The organism is Streptomyces sp. NPDC058000 (assembly GCF_042886435.1).
Classification (GTDB): domain Bacteria; phylum Actinomycetota; class Actinomycetes; order Streptomycetales; family Streptomycetaceae; genus Streptomyces.
In genome coordinates this window covers 198,440-215,811 of record NZ_JBHVQS010000011.1, presented here as the reverse complement: position 1 = coordinate 215,811, position 17,372 = coordinate 198,440, and the positions used below count along the sequence as shown (strand labels likewise).

The window sequence follows — 17,372 nt, the reverse complement described above, 5'->3', positions numbered from 1 at the left end:
CCCTTCGGGCGGGACGCGGTCGCCGAGCACTACGGCATGATCGTCTCCGTCCACGACCTCAAAACGGACCTGCCCGGCGACGCCGCGATGGCCCGCGACCGCATCCGGGCCGGCACGATGGGCGCCGAGGACGTACTGCACGACCTCGGCGCGATCGGCATCACCTCCTCCGACGCCCAGGGCATGGGCCGGGCCGGCGAAACCGTCCGACGCACCTTCGCCATGGCCGGCAAGATGAAGGCCGAACTCGGCCCGATGGAAGGCGACGGCACCCACGACGACAACGCCCGGGTGCTCCGCTACATCGCCAAACTCACCATCAACCCCGCCATCGCCCACGGCCTCTCCCACGAGATCGGATCGATCGAGGTCGGCAAGATGGCCGACATCGTCCTGTGGAAGCCACAGTTCTTCGGCGCCAAACCCCAGCTGGTACTCAAGTCCGGCTTCCCCGCCTACGGCGTCACCGGCGACCCCAACGCCGCCAATGACCGCTGTGAACCCCTCGTGCTCGGGCCGCAGTTCGGGGCGCACGGCGCGACGGCGGCCGACCTGTCGGTGGCGTTCGTCAGCCGAGCCGCCGCCGAGTCCAGTACGTTCGGCAGGCCGTACGACGCGCTGGCGACCCGGCGCCGCAGGGTGGCCGTGCGCGGCACCCGGGGTATCGGCCCTGCCGATCTGGTGAACAACGCGCGCCTGGGTGAGGTGCAGGTCGACGCGAACAGTGGACTGGTGACGCTGGACGGGGAGCCGATCCGCTCGGAGCCGATCCAGGAAGTGCCGCTCAGCCGGCTGTACTTCCTGTAGGCGGCACCGGCCGGAGTCCCCAGGCAGAGCAGTGCGCGGGAGAGGTCTCGCGGCCGCAACGCACTCTGCCTGGGGCCGTTCCGGCATGCCCGGATTTCCGCGAGCTCTCCTTCGCGCAGTGGCTCGCGCAGCGGCTCGTGCTCTGGTTCCGCCGCCGGTGGGCACGCGGAGGATTCATCACCCCGGCTCCTTGACTGAATTTTCAGTTCGGGGCAGGATTCCGGCACATCGGAGGTCCAGCCTCTGCTGGACCTCCGCATACCGGCCGGTCTACGGCCATCCCCTCGCCTCTGCCGCCTCGGCACCCGCCGCGTCCTGCACACGGCCCACCCCCTCCCCTCAGCCCCCGGAAAAGACCGGAGAAGAGAGTTCCCATGAGCTTCCGCATGCCCGCCGAATGGACCGAGCACGAACGCTGTCTGATGGCCTGGCCGACACGGCACGACCTGTGGGGCACCGTGTTGGAGACCGCCAAGCAGGAGTACGCGGACGTGGCGCGTGCCATCGCGGAGTTCGAGCCGGTGACCATGGTGGCGCCGCCCGGCCACAGTGACGAGGCCCGCGCACGGTGCGGAGAGGGCATCGAGGTGATCGAACTGCCCCTGGACGACTCGTGGTTCCGCGACTCCGCACCGATCTTCGTGCTCGACCCCGACGGCCGGCGGGCCGGAGTCGACTTCCGGTTCAACGCCTGGGGCGGCAAGCACCACCCGTTCGACGCCGACGACCGGGTCAGCGGCCTGCTGCTCGGCCTGCTCGGCGAGCGGGCCGTGCGCTCCGACATGATTCTGGAGGGTGGTGCGATCACCGTGGACGGCGAGGGCACGCTCATCACCACCGAACAGTGCCTGCTCCACCCGAACCGCAATCCGGGGATGGACCGGGCGGAGATCGAGGCCGAGTTGACGGCCCGACTCGGTGTCACCAAGGTCATCTGGCTGCCGTACGGCGGCCTGCTGGACACCGAGACCGACGGGCACGTGGACGGTGTCTGCGCGTTCGTCGCCCCGGGCAAGGTCGTGGTGCAGGTGCCTGGTGACCCCGCGCATCCCGACTACGCGCGGATGCGGGCCAACCGCGCGGTGTTGGAAGCCGGCACTGACGCCCGCGGACGCCGTCTGGAGATCGTCGACCTTCCGCAGAGCGCGTTCGTCGAGGTCGCCGGTGCGCCGGTCGAGGTCGGGTACCTCAACTTCTATCTGGCCAACGGGGGCGTCGTCGTCCCGGTCGCCGGTCTGCCGCAGGACGCGGAGGCGCTGGCCGTCATCGCCGCGGCCTGCCCCGGCCGCAAGGTGGTGGGCGTACCGACCCGCGTGATCGCCCACGGTGGGGGTGGGGTCCACTGCATCACCCAGCAGGTTCCCGCCGTGGCTCCCGCGACGTAAGCACTCCCCCGCCGGTCCCGGGGCTGTCCGTCGTCCGGACGGCCCCGGGTCGCCCGCCCGTCAGCCCCGTCCCGCCGTGTACGGAGAGGAACCACAGCCATGCCCACACCACCACCCCGGCCGGGGAGGCGCCGCACCCGTCGGCGTGCCCTCGCGGCCGGGGGCCTGTCCGCCCTCCTGGTGATGTCCGCGTGTGCGGGACCGCCCGATGCCGGGGCGTCCGGCGCGCGAACGGACTTCCGCCTGTCCGCGAACACCCCTGCCGCCAAAGGCGAGATCGACTCGTTCAGCTGGGCGCTCTATGCGGAACCGTCCACGCTCGACTTCCTCTCCGCCTTCGACTACCCGCAGAACATGATCCTCTCCAATGTCTGCGAGAGCCTGATGCGGTGGACGCCCCGGCTGACCGTGGCCCCGGGCCTGGCTCGGAAGGCCACCCATCCCGACCCGCTGACCTGGGTCTACGACCTTCGGCCGGGTGTGCGCTTCCATGAGGGCGGCGTGCTGAGCGCCGACGACGTGGTGTTCAGCCTGGGCCGGCAGATGAACCCGGCCAACGGGTCGGCGTGGGCATCGGTCTTCAAGAACGTCGCCGCCCTCACCAAGACCGGCCCGCTCCAGGTGACCGTGAAGCTCAAGCGGCCCGACTCGCAGTTCCCCCAGTACATGGCGACCACGGCCGGGGTGGTGGCGAGCCGGTCCGGTGTACGGGCGGCGGGGCAGAACTACGGCACCTCCGGCAGTCTGGACTGCACCGGTCCCTTCCGGCTCGGGGCCTGGAACAAGGGCCAGTCCGTCGAACTGCGCCGCTTCGACGGCTACTGGGGAACCAGGGCCAAGTCGGCGAAAGTGGTGTTCCGCTTCCTCCCCGACTCCTCCGCACGGACCAAGGCGATGCTCGGTGGTGAGGTGGACGGTGGATACCTCATCCCCACCGAGAGCTACGCCGCGCTGCGTTCCAGCGGTGTCGGGACCCTCTTCTTCGGCGAGGGGCTGAGCACCGTCAACGTCAACATCACGAACATGCGCGGTCCGCTCGGCGACGTCCGGGTCCGCCGCGCACTGTCCCTGGCCCTGGACCGACGGGGCTTCGTCAAGACCGGGTTGAGCGGGGCGGGAGCCGCCACCGGCTCGCTCACCACCAAGGCCGCCTGGTCCGCCGCCCCCGAAGCGGTCCGCCGCGCCGCCTTCGACGGACTGCCGCCCACCGCGCGGAACCTGGACGGGGCCAGGAAGCTCGTCCACGAGGCGGGTGCCACCGGCAAGACGGTCACCATCGCCACCAGCTCCATCGGCCAGGACGTATCGCTGCTGGCCACCGCGGTACAGGCGGCCGGCACCCGGATCGGACTCCACGTCCGGCTGAAGACCATCGCCCCCAACGCGTTCACCGCGCTGTTCACCGATCCCACGGCGCGCCAGGGGATCGACATGTTCCCGGAGACGTACTACGACTCCATCACCGATCCGTTGGACCTGCTGAGCAACTTCCGGACCGGCGCCTACCAGAACTACGCCGGCTACCACGACCGCGCCTACGACGCCCTGGTCGACCAGGCCCGGGCCACCGACGACCCGGCCCGGCGGCTGAGCATCGAGGCCAGGCTCCAGCAGAAGGCGGCCGCACAGGTCCTGTGGATCCCCGTCGCCGAGTGGCCCACCGCCGTGTTCCTCAACAAGCGGATCACCGGAGCGCCCACCACCATTTCCTACCTGTACTACCCCTGGGCCGCCGACGTCGGGGCCGCCCGATGAACGTTCTGAGATTCGTCCTACGGCGGCTGGTGGAGATGGCCGCCACGCTGCTCGGCGCCTCGTTCGTGATCTTCGGCGCGATGTATCTGGCACCCGGCAGTCCGGCGAGCTTCCTCCTGTCCGGACGGTCCCCGTCCCCGGCGGCCCTCCGAGCCATCAACGCGCAGTACCACCTCGACGCCCCCTTCGCCGTCCGGTACTTCCGCTGGCTCGGCCAGTTGCTGCACGGCGACTTCGGCCGTTCGATCACCTACCGCACCGACGTGTCCCGGCTCCTCGCGGACCGGCTGCCCGCCACCCTGCTCCTGGTCGCCATGGCGCTGCTCCTGGTGCTGGTCGTGGGCCTCACACTGGGCCGGATCGGCGCGGTGCGCGGTGGCGCCGTGGACTCCACGATCCTGCTCACCACCACGCTCGCCGTGGGCACCCCGTCCTTCGTCGCCGCGGTCCTGCTCCAGGGCCTGTTCGCACTGCGACTGCACTGGTTCCCCGCCGGCGGCACCGGAGACGGCCTCGGGCAGATGCTCTGGCACCTGACCCTGCCCGCGGTCGCCCTCGCGCTGTACCTGATCGGCATGCTGGCCCGCGTCAGCCGCAGCGCCATGCTCGACGTCCTCGGCCAGGAACACGTCACCGTGGCGCTCAGCCGCGGCGTGCCGAAGCGCAAGGTCATCGGGCGTCATGTGTTCCGCAACGCGCTGGGCACGGTGCTCACCACCGGTGGCCTGATCGTCTCCACCCTGCTGGTGTGCACCGTCCTGGTCGAGTCGGCGTTCGGTGTCGGCGGCATCGGGCAACTCCTCGAACTGTCCATCACCACAAAGGACTTCCCCACGGTGCAGGCCATCTCCCTGATCATGGTCGGACTGTTCATGGCGGTGAACCTCGTGGTCGACCTGCTCCATCCGCTGGTCGACCCCCGCGTCGCCCACGGCCCCGGGAGGTCGGCCGGATGACCACTGTCCTCCCCCTGCGCAGACCCGGGTTGGCCCGGATCCGCACCGCGGGCGCGCCGCTGTACCTGCTCTGCCTCGGATGCGTCGCCCTGCTGGTACTGGCGGCGCTGCTCGCCCCCTGGCTCGTCCCGGCCGACCCCAACGCGGTGGACCTCGGGGACGCGCTCGCCGGACCGTCGGCCGCCCACCCGTTCGGCATCGACGCCTCCGGCCGCGACACCCTCTCCCGCCTGCTGATCGGCGCCCGAACCTCACTCCTGGGCCCGCTCGGGGTGGTCGCCTTCTCGACACTGACGGGCGTCGTCGTCGGCGCGACCGCGGCCTGGCGGGGCGGCTGGCTGGACTCGGTCCTCTCCCGCAGTACGGAACTGGTCTTCGCCTTCCCCGGAATGCTGCTCGCGATCCTGATCGTCTCCGTGTACGGCGAAGGACTCATGGCGCCCGTCATCGCCCTCGCCGTCGCCTACCTCCCGTACGTCAGCAGGCTCACCCGGTCCCTGGTCCTCGCGGAACGCGAACGCCCATATGTCAACGCCTACTTGGTGCAGGGGCACTCGGGCATCCAGGTGTGTCTGCGACACGTCCTGCCGAACGTCGCCCCCGTCGTCCTCGCCCAGTCCACCGTCAACTTCGGCTACGCCCTCATCGACCTGGCCGGCCTCTCCTTCCTCGGCCTGGGCGTCCCGGCACTCACCCCCGACTGGGGCCGGATGGTCTTCGACGGCCAGACCGCCGTCCAACAGGGCTATCCCCTGTCCGCGATCCTGCCCTGCGCCGCGATCGTGCTGACGGTCGTCGCCTTCAACGTCGTCGGTGAACGCTGGGCCGACCGGGTCGCCAGGAGGGACCGCTGATGAACGCCCCCGACACCCCTCCCGTGCTCGACATCCGAGGTCTGCGACTGCGGCTGCCCCGTACCGCCCGACCGGTGCTGGACGGCGTGGACCTCACCGTCGCCGCCGGTGAGACCGTCGCCCTGGTCGGCGAGTCCGGCTCCGGCAAGACCCTCACCTCACGCAGCGTCCTGCGCCTGCTGCCCCGCGGCGCCACCGCCGAAGGCCGCATCGAGGTCGCCGGCGCGGACGTCCTCACCATGACGTCCCAGCAGCTTCGTGCGCTGCGCACCGGCACCGCGGCAATGATCTTCCAGGACCCCCGGGCGGCCATCAACCCACTGCGCCGCATCGGCGACTTCCTCACCGAGAGCCTGCGCCTGAACAGCAAAATGCCGGCGGCCGAGGCGGACCGACGCGCCGGCGAGATGCTCGAAGCCGTCGGGCTCACTCCCGCGATACTGCGCCGCCACCCGCACCAGGTCTCCGGCGGCATGCTCCAACGCGTCATGATCGCGGCGGCGTTGATGGGCGAACCCGCCCTGCTCCTGGCCGACGAGGCCACCACCGCCCTCGACGTCACCAGCCAGGCCGAGGTCGTCGCCCTGCTCGCGGACCTGCGCGCACGTTTCGGCACCGGGCTGCTCTTCGTCACCCACGACCTGGGCCTGGCGGCGGCCATCAGCGACCGGGTGTGCGTCATGTACGCCGGCCGGATCGTCGAGTCCGGCCCAGCCGATGCCCTGTTCGCCCGGCCGCGGCACCCGTACTCGACCGCACTCCTGGCCGCCACCCCGCGGCTCGACGCACCGCACGGACGGCTGGCCGCCATCGAGGGCCAACCACCCGGTCTGCATGAGGAGTTGACCGGCTGTCCGTTCGCGCCGCGCTGCGCGTTCGCGACCGACCGCTGCGCCGAGCACGAACCCGGCGAGCGCCCGGTGCCGGGCACATCCGCCCACTCCGTCGCCTGCCACCACAGCGACCGGCTCGAAGGGAGCGCCGACCATGACTGAGCCCGCGCTGGAGGTCACCGGACTCTCCCGCTCGTACGGCACCGTCCGCGCGGTGGACGACGTGTCGTTCACCCTCCCCACCGGCGGATCGCTCGGCATCGTGGGGGCATCCGGCTCGGGCAAGACGACCACCGCCCGGATCGTCGTGGGACTGGAACGCCCGGACACCGGCCGGGTCGTGGTGCGCGGCCAGGCGCGCGACGGCCGGGCCCACGGACGGGCCGCCCGGCTGGCGCGCGCCCGCGAAGTGCAGATGGTCTTCCAGGACCCCTACCTCTCCCTCGATCCCAGAGTCAGCGTGGACGCGGCGTTGCGGGAGACCCTGCGGCTCCACTTTCCCCGGGCCGACCCTTCCCGCCGTCTGGCCGAGCTGCTCGACCAGGTCGGCCTCGGCACCCGCGCCGCGGGCGCACTGCCCCGCCAGCTCTCGGGAGGCCAGCGGCAACGGGTCGCCATCGCCCGGGCCCTGGCGGTGGAGCCTGCCGTCCTCGTCCTGGACGAGGCCGTCGCCGCACTCGACGTCTCGGTACAGGCACAGATCCTCAACCTGCTCGCCGACATCCGCGAACAGACCGGCATCAGCTACCTGTTCATCACCCATGACCTCGGGGTGGTGCGCTGCGTCACGGACGACGTCGCCGTCATGCGCCGAGGACGGATCGTCGAATCCGGCAGCACCGCCGATGTCCTCAGCGCACCCCAACACCGCTACACCCAGCTGCTGCTGGACTCCGTCCCCCGTCCGGGATGGGATCCCCACGCCATCGCCACGGCCCGGCGAAACCAGTAATCCCCCTGCCCCCCATTACCGCCTCGGGTCCGCGTCGACTGTTGCCCCAACGGAATCGGTCTGCTGACGGGGGTGCGCGCTGGCCCGGCGGGCCATGGCGTGCCGGGCGTTCCGTTCGCCTTGTTCGTTCCGCTCACGTGCGCGGGCCGCGGGGCGCCGAGCATCCGTGGTGGGTCTTCCCGGGATTCCCATCAAGCCAGTTCATGCGCGGTGGATGTCCGTCGTCGTGCACCGGCCGTGCCTGGACGAGGCGTTGGTAGGTCGTGTGCGGAGTGGCTGTGCCGCCATCGTCGTACCCGCTGCACGCGCCGCACAGGCCCGCACCCGCCGCCCGCGAACGGCTCAAAAGCGACGCCCACCACCCGTCATTACCAACTCATGGTTGTCACATGACCAATCCTTTTCCTAACCTACTGATGCGGAGGGCGACAACCGCACTCCGCACGGGCCAGCACACGCATGACAAAACCGGGGGCACGCCACTCAAGCGTGCCCCCGGTTTGCTTGGCCCGTGACGCGTCGCACCGACCACCAGCTCTGGCGGGCAACCGGTCGGCCACGACGCGCAGTCCACGCGACCACGCATCGGAGGGTACCGTGAACCACCCCGACCGATTAAGAGCCGCGATACAGGCGGCCGGCACCACCCCGCTGATCGGCGTCTTCGACATGTTCTCCGCGTCCCTGGCGGCGCGCCACTACGACGGGATGTTCGTCTCCGGCTTCGGCTTCGCGGCGTCCCACTACGGCCTGCCGGACATCGGGTTCATCGCCTGGCCCGACATCGTCGCCTTCGTGCAGCGGCTCCGGCTGGCCTTCCCCCAGCAGCACCTGCTCGTGGACATCGACGACGGCTACGTCGACCCGGAGACCGCGTGCCACGTCGTCCAGCAGTTGGAGTCCATCGGCGCCTCCGGCGTCATCCTGGAGGACCAGCAACGTCCCCGGCGCTGCGGCCACGTCGACGGCAAGCAGGTCCTACCGCTGGAGGAGTACCTCGCCAAACTCGACCTGGTCCTCCGGTCGCGCCGGGACCTGGTCGTCGTCGCCCGCACCGACGCCACCGAGGAAGAGGAGATCCTGCGCCGCGCCAAGGCACTGGCCGCGACCGACGCCGATGTGATCCTGGTGGACGGCGTGCGCAGCGTCGACTGGATCCACAAGGTGCGCCGCGTCATCGACGACAAGCCGCTGCTGTTCAACCAGATCGCGGGCGGCAAGTCGCCCCGACTCTCACTGACCGAGCTGCACCAACTCGGTGTCGACGTCGCCATCTACAGCACACCCTGCCTCTTCGCCGCCCAGACCGCCATCGACCGTGCACTGGGCGACCTGAAACGGGCTGACGGCCGCCTGCCGGAGCACACCCCCGACGCCGTGGGCGTCACCGAGTGCCTGGCACTGCTGGAGCAGAACATCAGCCGCCACCACGACCGCGTCCCGGTCGACGCCGCGCGCTGACGCCCGGCTTCCCCACCTGCGCAGGGGCCGCGCCGCCAACCCCGGCGGCGGCCGCACGGCGCGGCCCCTGCCCTCCCCCGCACATCTCCCCCGCCCCCTCCCTCCGGAGGAATCCGTGCCGCACCACTCCCCCGGCACCGCGCGCCGGGTGCTGCGCCGCGTCGACTGGTACATCGTCGCGCTGTTCGGCGTCATCGGCCTGGCCGCACTCGCCCCGGCCGACGGGGCCGCCGCCGACGGCGTCTCGTTCACCGCCCGCCTGGCGGTCGGACTGCTCTTCTTCCTCTACGGTGCCCGACTCTCCCCTCAGGCAGCCCTCGACGGCGTACGGCACTGGCGACTGCACCTCCCCGTCCTCGCCCTCACGTTCGTCGCCTTCCCGGCGGCGGGCCTGGCGGTCGGGCTGCTGCCGCCCGGCCTGCTCAGCCCCGAACTGGCCGCCGGTGTCCTCTTCCTGACCGTGCTGCCCTCCACCGTCCAGTCCGCCATCGCCTTCACCTCCATGGCGCGCGGCAACGTGGCTGCGGCCATCTGCGCGGCGTCGTTCTCCACCGTCCTCGGCGTGCTGCTCACCCCGCTGCTGGCGGTCGCCTTGCTGCGGCAGACCGGTGCCGGGCCCGACGACGTCCCCATCACCCCGTCCCAACTCACCGACATCGCGGTCCAACTCCTGTTGCCCTTCCTGGCCGGACAGGCATTGCGGCGTTGGATCGCCGACTGGTTGGGCCGGCACCGGGCCCTGACCACCCTCTGCGACCGCGGTTCGATCCTGCTCGTGGTCTACTCGGCGTTCAGCCACGGCATGACCGCCGGGATCTGGCACCGCATCCCGCCCCTCCGGCTGCTGCTCCTGGCCGGGGTCTGCGCACTGCTGTTGGCCCTCGCCCTGTCCGCCGCCCACGGCACCGCCCGCCTGATCGGACTTTCGCGCGCCGACCGGATCACGGCCGTCTTCTGCGGTTCCAACAAGAGCCTGGCCAGCGGGTTGCCGATGGCCACCGTGCTGTTCCCACCGGACCGGATCGGGATCACGGTCCTGCCCCTGATGCTCTACCACACCCTCCAACTCGTGCTCTGCGCCTACCTCGCCCGTCGCTGGCCAGCCCCGTCGACCGCCCCGCCCACCGAGCCTCCAACCCCTGCCCCTGCCGGGCAGCCTGAGCGTGGCATCCCCGGCACAACGAGATAGGCGCGGCCCCGCACAGACGCAGGTGCAGGTGCGGGTGCAGACAAAGACATTGGTATGGGCTTAGGCCCAGACACGAACACAGACACAGACACAGACCCGACCCCGACCCCGGACCCGAACCCGTCCCCCATCACACGTAGCGATCGGGGCTGTTGCACGCCCCACCCGCGGCCTGCGCCGGCGCGCGGGTGGGGCGTACGGAATACTGCGGTACTCAACCGCAGGCACGGGTGGGGGTACGGGTGGAACCGCTGGCGAAGAACGATCCACGGCAGATCGGACCGTTCCGGGTGATCGGGCTGCTCGGCGGCGGCGGCATGGGGCGGGTCTACCTCGGCCGCGCGACCGACGGGCGGACGGTGGCGGTGAAGACCGCGCGCTCCGAACTCGCCGACGACCGCGGCTTCCGCACCCGCTTCGCCCGTGAGGTGGCCGCGGCCCAGCGGGTGGGCGGGCCGTTCGTGGCGCCGGTGGTCGAGGCCGCGCCGCACGACGAAGTGCCGTGGATGGCGACCGAGTACGTGCCGGGTGTGCCGCTGAGCGCCGCGGTGCACGACCACGGGCCGCTGCCCGCACGGACGGTGCGGCTGCTGACGACCGGATTGCTGCACGCGCTGACGGCGGTGCATGCGCACGGCCTGGTGCACCGCGACCTCAAGCCCTCCAACATCCTGCTCACCGCCACCGGCCCGCGCGTCATCGACTTCGGCATCGCGCACTCCGCCGCGGACACCGCCCTGACGATGACCGGCACCGCCCTCGGCACCCCGGGGTTCATGGCCCCCGAACAACTCGCCATGACGGGCGCCCGGATCACGGGGGCGGCGGACATCTTCGCGCTCGGCGGAGTGATCGTCTTCGCGGTGACCGGCGACGGCCCGTACGGGAACGCCGAACCGCAGATCCTGATGTACCGCACCGTGCACGAGGAGCCACAGTTCGGCGAACTCCCGGACGGCCTCACGGAGTTGGCCGGTTCCTGTCTGGCGAAGGATCCGGTGCGGCGGCCCACCCTGCCCGACCTCGTGGCGCGGATGGGCGCCCCCGGCCCGTACGACGACTGGCTGCCGGAGCCCCTCGCCAGGCAACTACGCCAACTGTCCACACGGCTCGGCGACCCCAGGTCCGGGGAGGCTGTGCTGCAACCCCCGACCGAGGGACCCGCCAACGTCGCCTTCGACGGACTGCAGACCCGCACGATGGCGAGCAGCCCGGCGCCCCCGCTGCCCACCGCTCCGCCCCAGGGCCCGTACCACTCCGACCTCGCCACCGCGCCACCGCCCCCACCCGGGCAGCCCGCGTCCCCGGGACCGAGTCGGCGCCGGGTGCTCGCCGCCCTGTCCGCCGTCGGGGTCGTGGCCGGCGGCGGGGCGCTCGCCTGGACGCTGTGGCCGGACGGTGGGAACGGCCCCGGCGGCGGCACGACCGCCGGCGCCGGGCCCAGCAGCAGCACGAAGCCGTCCACCCTGTTGCCGCAGGCGATACGCGACAAGGGCATCGTCACCATCGGCTCGGACCTCGTCTACCCGCCGATGGAGTTCCTCAAGGCAGGCGCGCCCGCCGGTCTCGACGTCGATCTCGCGGACGCCCTCGGCCATGCGCTGGGGGTGCGCTGCGAGTTCCGGAACGCCACCTTCGACACCCTCCTCACCGGACTGAACGCGAGCCGCTTCGACCTGGTCATGTCGGCGCTGACCGATACCAAGGACCGGCAGGACGGACGCGCGGGCGCCGGGAAGGCCGTCGGCGGCGTCGACCTGATCGACTACTTCAGGTCCGGGCTGACGGTCGTCGTCCGCAAGGGCAACCCGGAGGGCGTCAAGAAGCCCGAGGACCTGTCCGGCAAGCCGGTCGCCGTCCAGCGCGGCACGGCGGCCCAGAGCTACCTCGACGAGCTGAACCGGAAGGTCCCCGCGCAGGTGCAGGTCCACACCTTCGACTCACCGGCCGAGGTCTACGACGACGTCGCCCAGAACCGGTCCGTGGCCTGCCTCGACGACTTCCCGGTCGCGGCCTACACCGTGGCGACCGGTGCAAGCGGCGGCGCCCTCGCACTCATCGGCGTACCGATCGACCCGCAGCCCCTCGGCATTGCGGTCGCCAAGACCAACCCGGCCCTGCGCGACGCCATGCGGCAGGCCCTCGACCACCTCATCAAGAGCGGCGAGTACGCGAAGATCCTCAAGAAGTGGTCCGTCGAGGGCGGAGCGGTGGAGCGCGCGGTCGTCAACGGGGGCCGGTAGGACGACACGGGGCCGGGCAGCGGCGGCGCCCGGCCCCGGTCAGGGGCAGCAGCCCGACGGATTCACCGCAGGTAAGACGCCCCGTTGACATCGAGCACGGCGCCCGAGGACCAGCCCGCCTCCGGTGAGGCGAGGTACATAACGGCGGCGGCGATCTCCTCGGGCGCGGCGACCCGTCCGAACGGGCTCTGCTGCTCGACGGTCTCGGTGATCCGGTCGGTGACCCGTTCGGTGGCGACGAAGCCGGGGGCGACGGAGGCGACCGCGATGCCGTGGGGGGCGAGGGAGACGGCGAGAGACTGGCCCAGTGCGTGCACGGCGGCCTTCGTCGCCCCGTAGGCGGGATGGTCGGGCTCGCCCTTGAAGGCGCCGCGGGAACCGATGTTGACGATCCGGCCCCTGATCCCGTGGTCGATCATGTTGCGGGCCGCGCAGTAGGTGACGTGGGCCGTGCCCAGCAGGTTCACGTCGACGACGCGCCGCCAGGCGTCCTGCCAGTCCTCGAAGGAGGTGCGGTCCAGCGGGTGCTCGACGTTCGCCGCCGCGTTGTTGACCAGCACGTCGAGCGGGCCGAGCGCGTCGACGGCCGCGGCGACCACCGCGGCCGCACCGTCCGGGGTGCTGATGTCTCCCTGCACCAGGACGTGGCCGCTGCCCTCCAGGGCGTGCAGGGCGTCCTCGGCGGCCTCCCGGCGGGAGGCGTAGTGCAGGGCGACCCGGTCGCCGTCGGCGGCGAAGGCCGTGGCGATCGCGCGGCCGATGCCGCGAGCGGCTCCCGTCACCAGTACGGTCCGGTTCCCCTTCATCGGGCGTCCTCCAGGGTGCGGGCGGCGCGACGGCCGCGACGATCTTGCTCGACACCCTTGCACGCCACACCGTTCCACGGAAGGACGAGGAGGACGCGGAGCTGGGAGACGTGCCCCAGGATGACGTTGCGGGCGTGCAGCGGTGGCACGTCGTCCCACAGGCAGTCCGTCAACCGTGTCACGGAGACCGGGTGTTGGCGGAGAGCAGCAGTGCGGCGAGCAGACTGCGGCGTTTGGCGGGGCCGAGCAGCAGCGGTCCGAGAGCGTGTCGACGGAGACGGTGCCGAGCAGCCGGAACTCCACGGGCGGCTTCCCTTCTGGTGGGATGCACCCGAAGTCGGGGGCGCTGAGGAGGAAAGCCCAGGATATCGGGGGTGCCGTGGAGGCTGCGTCGACACCGTCGGCCCGCCGGTCGGCGGGTTCGGGTCAGCCGTTGAGGGCGGCGACGCCGGCCTGGGCGAACTGCTCGTCCAGGTCACCGCTGGGCGCGCCCGCGACACCGATGCCCGCGATCGGGGCGCCCTTGGCCTGGACGGGGGCGCCGCCGGCGAGGAACAGCGTGCCCGGAATGTCCTTCAGGGTCGGTGCCTGCTCCAGACGCTTGACCAGGGCCGAGGTGGGCGCGTTCCAGGACACCGAGGTGAACGCCTTCTCCTCCGCCGCCTTGTAAGACTGCGGGCCGGCGCCGTCGCCGCGCAGCGTGACGATGGTGTTTCCGTTGCGGTCGACCACGGACACCGACACGTGCTGGTTGGCCTTCTCCGCTGCGGAAAGCGCGGCCTGGGCCGCCTTGGCCGCCGCGGCGACGGTCAGGTGGTCGGTGGCGACGACGTTCTGGGTCTGCGCCTGGGCTGCCGTGGCCGCACCACTGCGGCTGGCGTCGTCCGGGGCCGCGACGGCGACCGCGCCGACGGCGGTCACCCCGACGGCGGCCAGCACGGCCGCGCCGGCGATGATCCGGGTACGGGTGGACGGCATCTGCATGGGATGTGCTCCTCTTCGTCGACCGGGGGCCGGGTGGCCCCGTGGTCCGCAGCGGTTGCGGTGCTTCCATCCTTGGCGGCTCCGGGCGGGCAGCGGTCCTCGGAGCGGATGGCGTCGCGGAGCATGATGGATGACGTCGGTGTCAACCGATCGGTTGACGGGCGGGGGCCGGAAACCAGGCTACGAATCAAGGATGGACGTGAAGCACGTGAGCGGTGGCCGGACCCGGGCGGCGGACGGCGTACCGCGGACGGACCCCGCCGTCGGTCCGGCCGGCCGCAGGATGGAGGCGGTGATCTCGGCCTCGTTCGTCCTGCTGCTGATCGCCGCGATGGCCCGTTTCCTGACCCATCATCCCGGTGCCCCCGGCACGTGGTGGGTGATCGCGCTCACCACACTCCTGGCGGTGGCGTACGTGGCGCGGCCGGCCGCGGACGGTGCGATCGCGCCGCGGTGGCGGCGGGTCTGGCTCGGGGTCTTCGTCCTGGGCTGGGCGGCCCTGGTGCTCCAGGCGCCGAGCTTCGCCTGGAGCGCGGTGGCGATCGTCTACACGGCGTTGCAGCTGCTCCCGGCGCGGGCCGCACTGGCGTTGATCACCGTGCTGACGGTGCTGGTGGTGGTCGCGCAGGTGCGGATCAACGGTCCCGATCCCCTGCTGATCGTCGTGCCGCCGGTGGTCGCCGGCCTGGCCGCGACGGTGTTCACGCATATGCAGCGGCAGTCGGCACGGCAACACTCCCTGATCGAGGACCTGGTGCGGACCCGCCGGGTCCTGGCCTCCAGCCAGCGGCGGGCGGGCATGCTGGCCGAGCGCGAGCGGCTGTCGATGGAGATCCACGACACGCTCGCCCAGGCACTGTCGAGCCAGCGGATGCTGCTCCAGGCCGCCGAGCGGCTCTGGGACGCGGACCCCGACGCGGCCCACCAACACATGGCCACCGCCTCCGCCATCGCGGAACGCAACCTCGTCGAGGCGCGCCGGTTCGTCCATGACCTGGCGCCCGCCGACCTCTCCGGCGGGGGCGGACTGCCCGAGGCCCTGCGCGCGCTGGCCCGGCGCGAGACCGCCGCCGGCACGGCCACCGCGGGAGCCGCGACGGAGTCGCCGGCCGGGGGCCCGGCCGTGCACTTCCGGATCGACGGCGACCCCGTTCCCCTGCCACCGGCCGTCGAGGCGGGTCTGCTCCGGGTGGCCCAGGGCGCCGTCGCCAACGTCCGCGAGCACGCACACGCCAGCGATACCGTCCTGACCCTCAGTTACCTCGACGAGGACGTGGTCCTCGACATCGCCGACAACGGCTGCGGCTTCACCCCGGGCCAGGAGAACGCACCGGGGGCGGCGCCACATCGCGGCCACGGGCTGCGCGCCATGGAGGTCCGGTTGCGGCAGCTGGCCGGCACACTGACCATCGAGTCCCATCCCGGGGAGGGGACTGTCGTCTCCGCGGCGGTTCCGCTCCGGGCGAGCGGTCCGGCCACCGACCCGGACGAGGAGTGACCCGCATGTCCCGTACACCCCACTCCCCCGACGGCTCCGGCGCCGCGCCCGGCCGGCGGGTGCGCCTGCTGCTGTGCGACGACCACGCCGTGGTCCGGGCCGGTCTGCGCGCCCTGCTCTCCGCCGACCCGGGCATCGAGGTCGTCGGCGAGGCGGCCACCGGCGAGGAGGCACTGGCCGTCGCCGCCCGGCAGCGGCCCGACGTGGTGCTCATGGACCTCAGCCTCGGCGCCGGCATCGACGGGGTCGAGGCCACCCGCCGTATCGTCGCCGAGGTACCCGGCACCCGCGTTCTGGTCCTCACCACCTACGACACCGACGCCGACGTCACCCGTGCCGTCCAGGTCGGCGCGACCGGCTACCTCCTCAAGGCCGAACGGCCCGAGGAGTTGTTCGCCGCGATCGCCGCGGCCGCGGAGGGGCGGGCCGTGCTCTCGGCGCTGGCGGCCAACCGCGTGATGGAACGCGTACGGAAGCCCCATGCCGCGCTCACCGAGCGGCAGTTGGACATCCTCGGCCAGCTCGCCCGTGGCCTCGGCAACCGCGAGATCGCCCGCGCCCTGTTCATCAGCGAGGCCACCGTCAAGACGCACCTGGTCCGCATCTACGCCAAGCTCGGCGTCGAGACCCGCGCGGGCGCGGTCGCGGCGGCCAAGGAGCAGCGGCTGATTCCCTGAACCGGCACGGTCGGTCCAGGATCCGCTAGTTGATGCGCGATGTCGGCTGAGGATGCGCGGCGAATGCGCAAATCCGGGGAGCGATGCGCATCCGTTACGGTCCGTAGCTATCGGGCCACCGCGGCCAGGACTGCAACCACGCACGGTCCGGGTGAGTCCTCCACATCGCCCTGCCGGACGAGTAGCGCAACATGTGGGACCTGCCGCCCGAGGACGAGGATCACGCGATCGACATGATGTCCCAACTCCTCGACGCGCTTCTCGCCGAACGCCAAGCCGCACAGCACACCAGATCGCCCGGGTTGAGCAAGACTGCCTGGTCCAGGGCGTAAAACGACTACGGAATCAGCGGGGTTGACATGATCAGAATCGACTTGAGAATCGATCACGACGACATTGCGACGGACGCAGATCTGCGGCTTGAGTACCGAGGTGTGCCATTCACTGGAGAGGTGGTCGAAGCGATCGGCGACCACCTGCTTTCGCAGATGTTCTATGTCGAAGGCATTCCGCACGGCCCGGATCGGGAATGGTGGGCGGATGGCCGACCGATGTCCGAGGGGCAATCAGATTACGGCGTACCCGCCGGAGTATGGCGTAAATGGCACCACAATGGCCAGTTGGCAAGAGAGCAGCATTTCGACAGCATGGGGGACCCTGCTGATATCCGCACCTGGGACGAGGACGGGCACCCGACCGCGACTGGTAGCAAATTCGGTGCGGGATCCCCATGACCGGCGGAAGTCATCGAAGTGAGCTCCGAGGTGGCCGTCAGATCACCCTGACGGCTTCAGTGGATCTCTTGGCCGGCGCACTCGCGCACGGAGGCATCCTGCCTGGGCACGAAGGACTGGCTTGGCCATGACGTTGTCATGTGGGGCCACGATGACGGCTGGCACTGGGGCTCTTCGCAGTTGAGGGTGTTGGCGGGTAGGCGTCGAGGTCTTCCAGGATGGAAGTTCCTACACTGCC

15 protein-coding genes and 1 pseudogene are annotated in these 17,372 nt (G+C 71.3%); 13 read left to right on the top strand and 3 right to left on the bottom strand.

Features of this window, described 5'->3' with window-relative positions; all coding sequences use genetic code 11:
* From ACFVT2_RS15105 to ACFVT2_RS15060, 10 genes are all read left to right on the top strand, one after another.
* The coding region (locus ACFVT2_RS15105) for an amidohydrolase family protein (RefSeq protein ID WP_390017065.1) at positions 1 to 807 on the top strand (807 nt) is incomplete at its 5' end.
* A gap of 374 nt (positions 808 to 1,181) precedes the next feature.
* Positions 1,182 to 2,192: an agmatine/peptidylarginine deiminase gene (locus ACFVT2_RS15100; RefSeq protein ID WP_390017063.1), complete on the top strand. Its 1,011-nt coding sequence runs from the start codon at positions 1,182 to 1,184 to the stop codon at positions 2,190 to 2,192.
* A gap of 99 nt (positions 2,193 to 2,291) precedes the next feature.
* Positions 2,292 to 3,947, top strand: a complete 1,656-nt coding sequence (locus ACFVT2_RS15095; protein WP_390017060.1) for an ABC transporter substrate-binding protein — start codon at positions 2,292 to 2,294, stop codon at positions 3,945 to 3,947.
* Entirely contained in the window at positions 3,944 to 4,903 is a 960-nt protein-coding gene (locus tag ACFVT2_RS15090; protein ID WP_390017057.1) for an ABC transporter permease, read from the top strand. Before ACFVT2_RS15095 ends, ACFVT2_RS15090 begins: the two co-directional genes overlap by 4 nt.
* Positions 4,900 to 5,757, top strand: a complete 858-nt coding sequence (locus ACFVT2_RS15085; RefSeq protein WP_390017054.1) for an ABC transporter permease — start codon at positions 4,900 to 4,902, stop codon at positions 5,755 to 5,757. Before ACFVT2_RS15090 ends, ACFVT2_RS15085 begins: the two co-directional genes overlap by 4 nt.
* Complete coding sequence (locus ACFVT2_RS15080; protein ID WP_390017052.1) at positions 5,757 to 6,752, top strand: ABC transporter ATP-binding protein; 996 nt, start codon at positions 5,757 to 5,759, stop codon at positions 6,750 to 6,752. Before ACFVT2_RS15085 ends, ACFVT2_RS15080 begins: the two co-directional genes overlap by 1 nt.
* Positions 6,745 to 7,542: an ABC transporter ATP-binding protein gene (locus ACFVT2_RS15075; protein ID WP_390017049.1), complete on the top strand. Its 798-nt coding sequence runs from the start codon at positions 6,745 to 6,747 to the stop codon at positions 7,540 to 7,542. The genes ACFVT2_RS15080 and ACFVT2_RS15075 overlap by 8 nt, the downstream gene beginning before the upstream one ends.
* Positions 7,543 to 8,139: 597 nt before the next feature.
* Positions 8,140 to 9,003: an oxaloacetate decarboxylase gene (locus ACFVT2_RS15070; RefSeq protein ID WP_390017046.1), complete on the top strand. Its 864-nt coding sequence runs from the start codon at positions 8,140 to 8,142 to the stop codon at positions 9,001 to 9,003.
* A gap of 115 nt (positions 9,004 to 9,118) precedes the next feature.
* On the top strand, positions 9,119 to 10,192 hold the full coding sequence (locus ACFVT2_RS15065; RefSeq protein WP_390017043.1) for a bile acid:sodium symporter family protein: 1,074 nt from the start codon (positions 9,119 to 9,121) through the stop codon (positions 10,190 to 10,192).
* Positions 10,193 to 10,434: 242 nt separating this feature from the next.
* Positions 10,435 to 12,435 carry a bifunctional serine/threonine-protein kinase/transporter substrate-binding domain-containing protein gene (locus ACFVT2_RS15060; protein ID WP_390017041.1) on the top strand — a complete coding sequence of 667 codons (2,001 nt, stop codon included), beginning with the start codon at positions 10,435 to 10,437 and terminating at the stop codon, positions 12,433 to 12,435.
* A 62-nt stretch (positions 12,436 to 12,497) separates the two neighbouring features.
* Here ACFVT2_RS15060 and ACFVT2_RS15055 read toward each other — a convergent pair whose 3' ends face one another.
* The 3 genes and pseudogenes from ACFVT2_RS15055 to ACFVT2_RS15045 all read right to left on the bottom strand — a co-directional run bounded on the left by ACFVT2_RS15055 (position 12,498) and on the right by ACFVT2_RS15045 (position 14,225).
* Positions 12,498 to 13,241 carry an SDR family NAD(P)-dependent oxidoreductase gene (locus ACFVT2_RS15055; RefSeq protein ID WP_390017038.1) on the bottom strand — a complete coding sequence of 248 codons (744 nt, stop codon included), beginning with the start codon at positions 13,239 to 13,241 and terminating at the stop codon, positions 12,498 to 12,500.
* Positions 13,242 to 13,324: 83 nt separating this feature from the next.
* Positions 13,325 to 13,544 (bottom strand): annotated as a pseudogene (locus tag ACFVT2_RS15050) (hypothetical protein); the annotation flags it as partial.
* A gap of 123 nt (positions 13,545 to 13,667) precedes the next feature.
* Positions 13,668 to 14,225 carry a heme-binding protein gene (locus ACFVT2_RS15045; RefSeq protein ID WP_390017035.1) on the bottom strand — a complete coding sequence of 186 codons (558 nt, stop codon included), beginning with the start codon at positions 14,223 to 14,225 and terminating at the stop codon, positions 13,668 to 13,670.
* 193 nt (positions 14,226 to 14,418) lie between these two features.
* Here ACFVT2_RS15045 and ACFVT2_RS15040 point away from each other — a divergent pair, with 193 nt between their 5' ends.
* The 3 genes from ACFVT2_RS15040 to ACFVT2_RS15030 all read left to right on the top strand — a co-directional run bounded on the left by ACFVT2_RS15040 (position 14,419) and on the right by ACFVT2_RS15030 (position 17,134).
* Positions 14,419 to 15,723, top strand: a complete 1,305-nt coding sequence (locus ACFVT2_RS15040) for a sensor histidine kinase (RefSeq protein ID WP_390017032.1) — start codon at positions 14,419 to 14,421, stop codon at positions 15,721 to 15,723.
* A 5-nt stretch (positions 15,724 to 15,728) separates the two neighbouring features.
* A complete protein-coding gene (locus ACFVT2_RS15035; RefSeq protein ID WP_390017029.1) occupies positions 15,729 to 16,400 on the top strand; it encodes a response regulator in 672 nt (223 codons plus the stop codon).
* Between the two features lie 359 nt (positions 16,401 to 16,759).
* Positions 16,760 to 17,134, top strand: a complete 375-nt coding sequence (locus ACFVT2_RS15030) for a toxin-antitoxin system YwqK family antitoxin (RefSeq protein WP_390017027.1) — start codon at positions 16,760 to 16,762, stop codon at positions 17,132 to 17,134.
* Positions 17,135 to 17,372: the final 238 nt, after the last annotated feature.

Bases quoted from the DNA above. Each gene is read 5' to 3' on its own strand.
- ACFVT2_RS15055 (WP_390017038.1), bottom strand. From the start codon at position 13,241: ATGAAGGGGAACCGGACCGTACTGGTGACGGGAGCCGCTCGCGGCATC.
- ACFVT2_RS15030 (WP_390017027.1), top strand. From the start codon at position 16,760: ATGATCAGAATCGACTTGAGAATCGATCACGACGACATTGCGACGGAC.
- ACFVT2_RS15095 (WP_390017060.1), top strand. From the start codon at position 2,292: ATGCCCACACCACCACCCCGGCCGGGGAGGCGCCGCACCCGTCGGCGT.
- ACFVT2_RS15035 (WP_390017029.1), top strand. From the start codon at position 15,729: ATGTCCCGTACACCCCACTCCCCCGACGGCTCCGGCGCCGCGCCCGGC.
- ACFVT2_RS15040 (WP_390017032.1), top strand. From the start codon at position 14,419: ATGGACGTGAAGCACGTGAGCGGTGGCCGGACCCGGGCGGCGGACGGC.
- ACFVT2_RS15100 (WP_390017063.1), top strand. From the start codon at position 1,182: ATGAGCTTCCGCATGCCCGCCGAATGGACCGAGCACGAACGCTGTCTG.
- ACFVT2_RS15075 (WP_390017049.1), top strand. From the start codon at position 6,745: ATGACTGAGCCCGCGCTGGAGGTCACCGGACTCTCCCGCTCGTACGGC.
- ACFVT2_RS15045 (WP_390017035.1), bottom strand. From the start codon at position 14,225: ATGCAGATGCCGTCCACCCGTACCCGGATCATCGCCGGCGCGGCCGTG.
- ACFVT2_RS15090 (WP_390017057.1), top strand. From the start codon at position 3,944: ATGAACGTTCTGAGATTCGTCCTACGGCGGCTGGTGGAGATGGCCGCC.
- ACFVT2_RS15080 (WP_390017052.1), top strand. From the start codon at position 5,757: ATGAACGCCCCCGACACCCCTCCCGTGCTCGACATCCGAGGTCTGCGA.
- ACFVT2_RS15085 (WP_390017054.1), top strand. From the start codon at position 4,900: ATGACCACTGTCCTCCCCCTGCGCAGACCCGGGTTGGCCCGGATCCGC.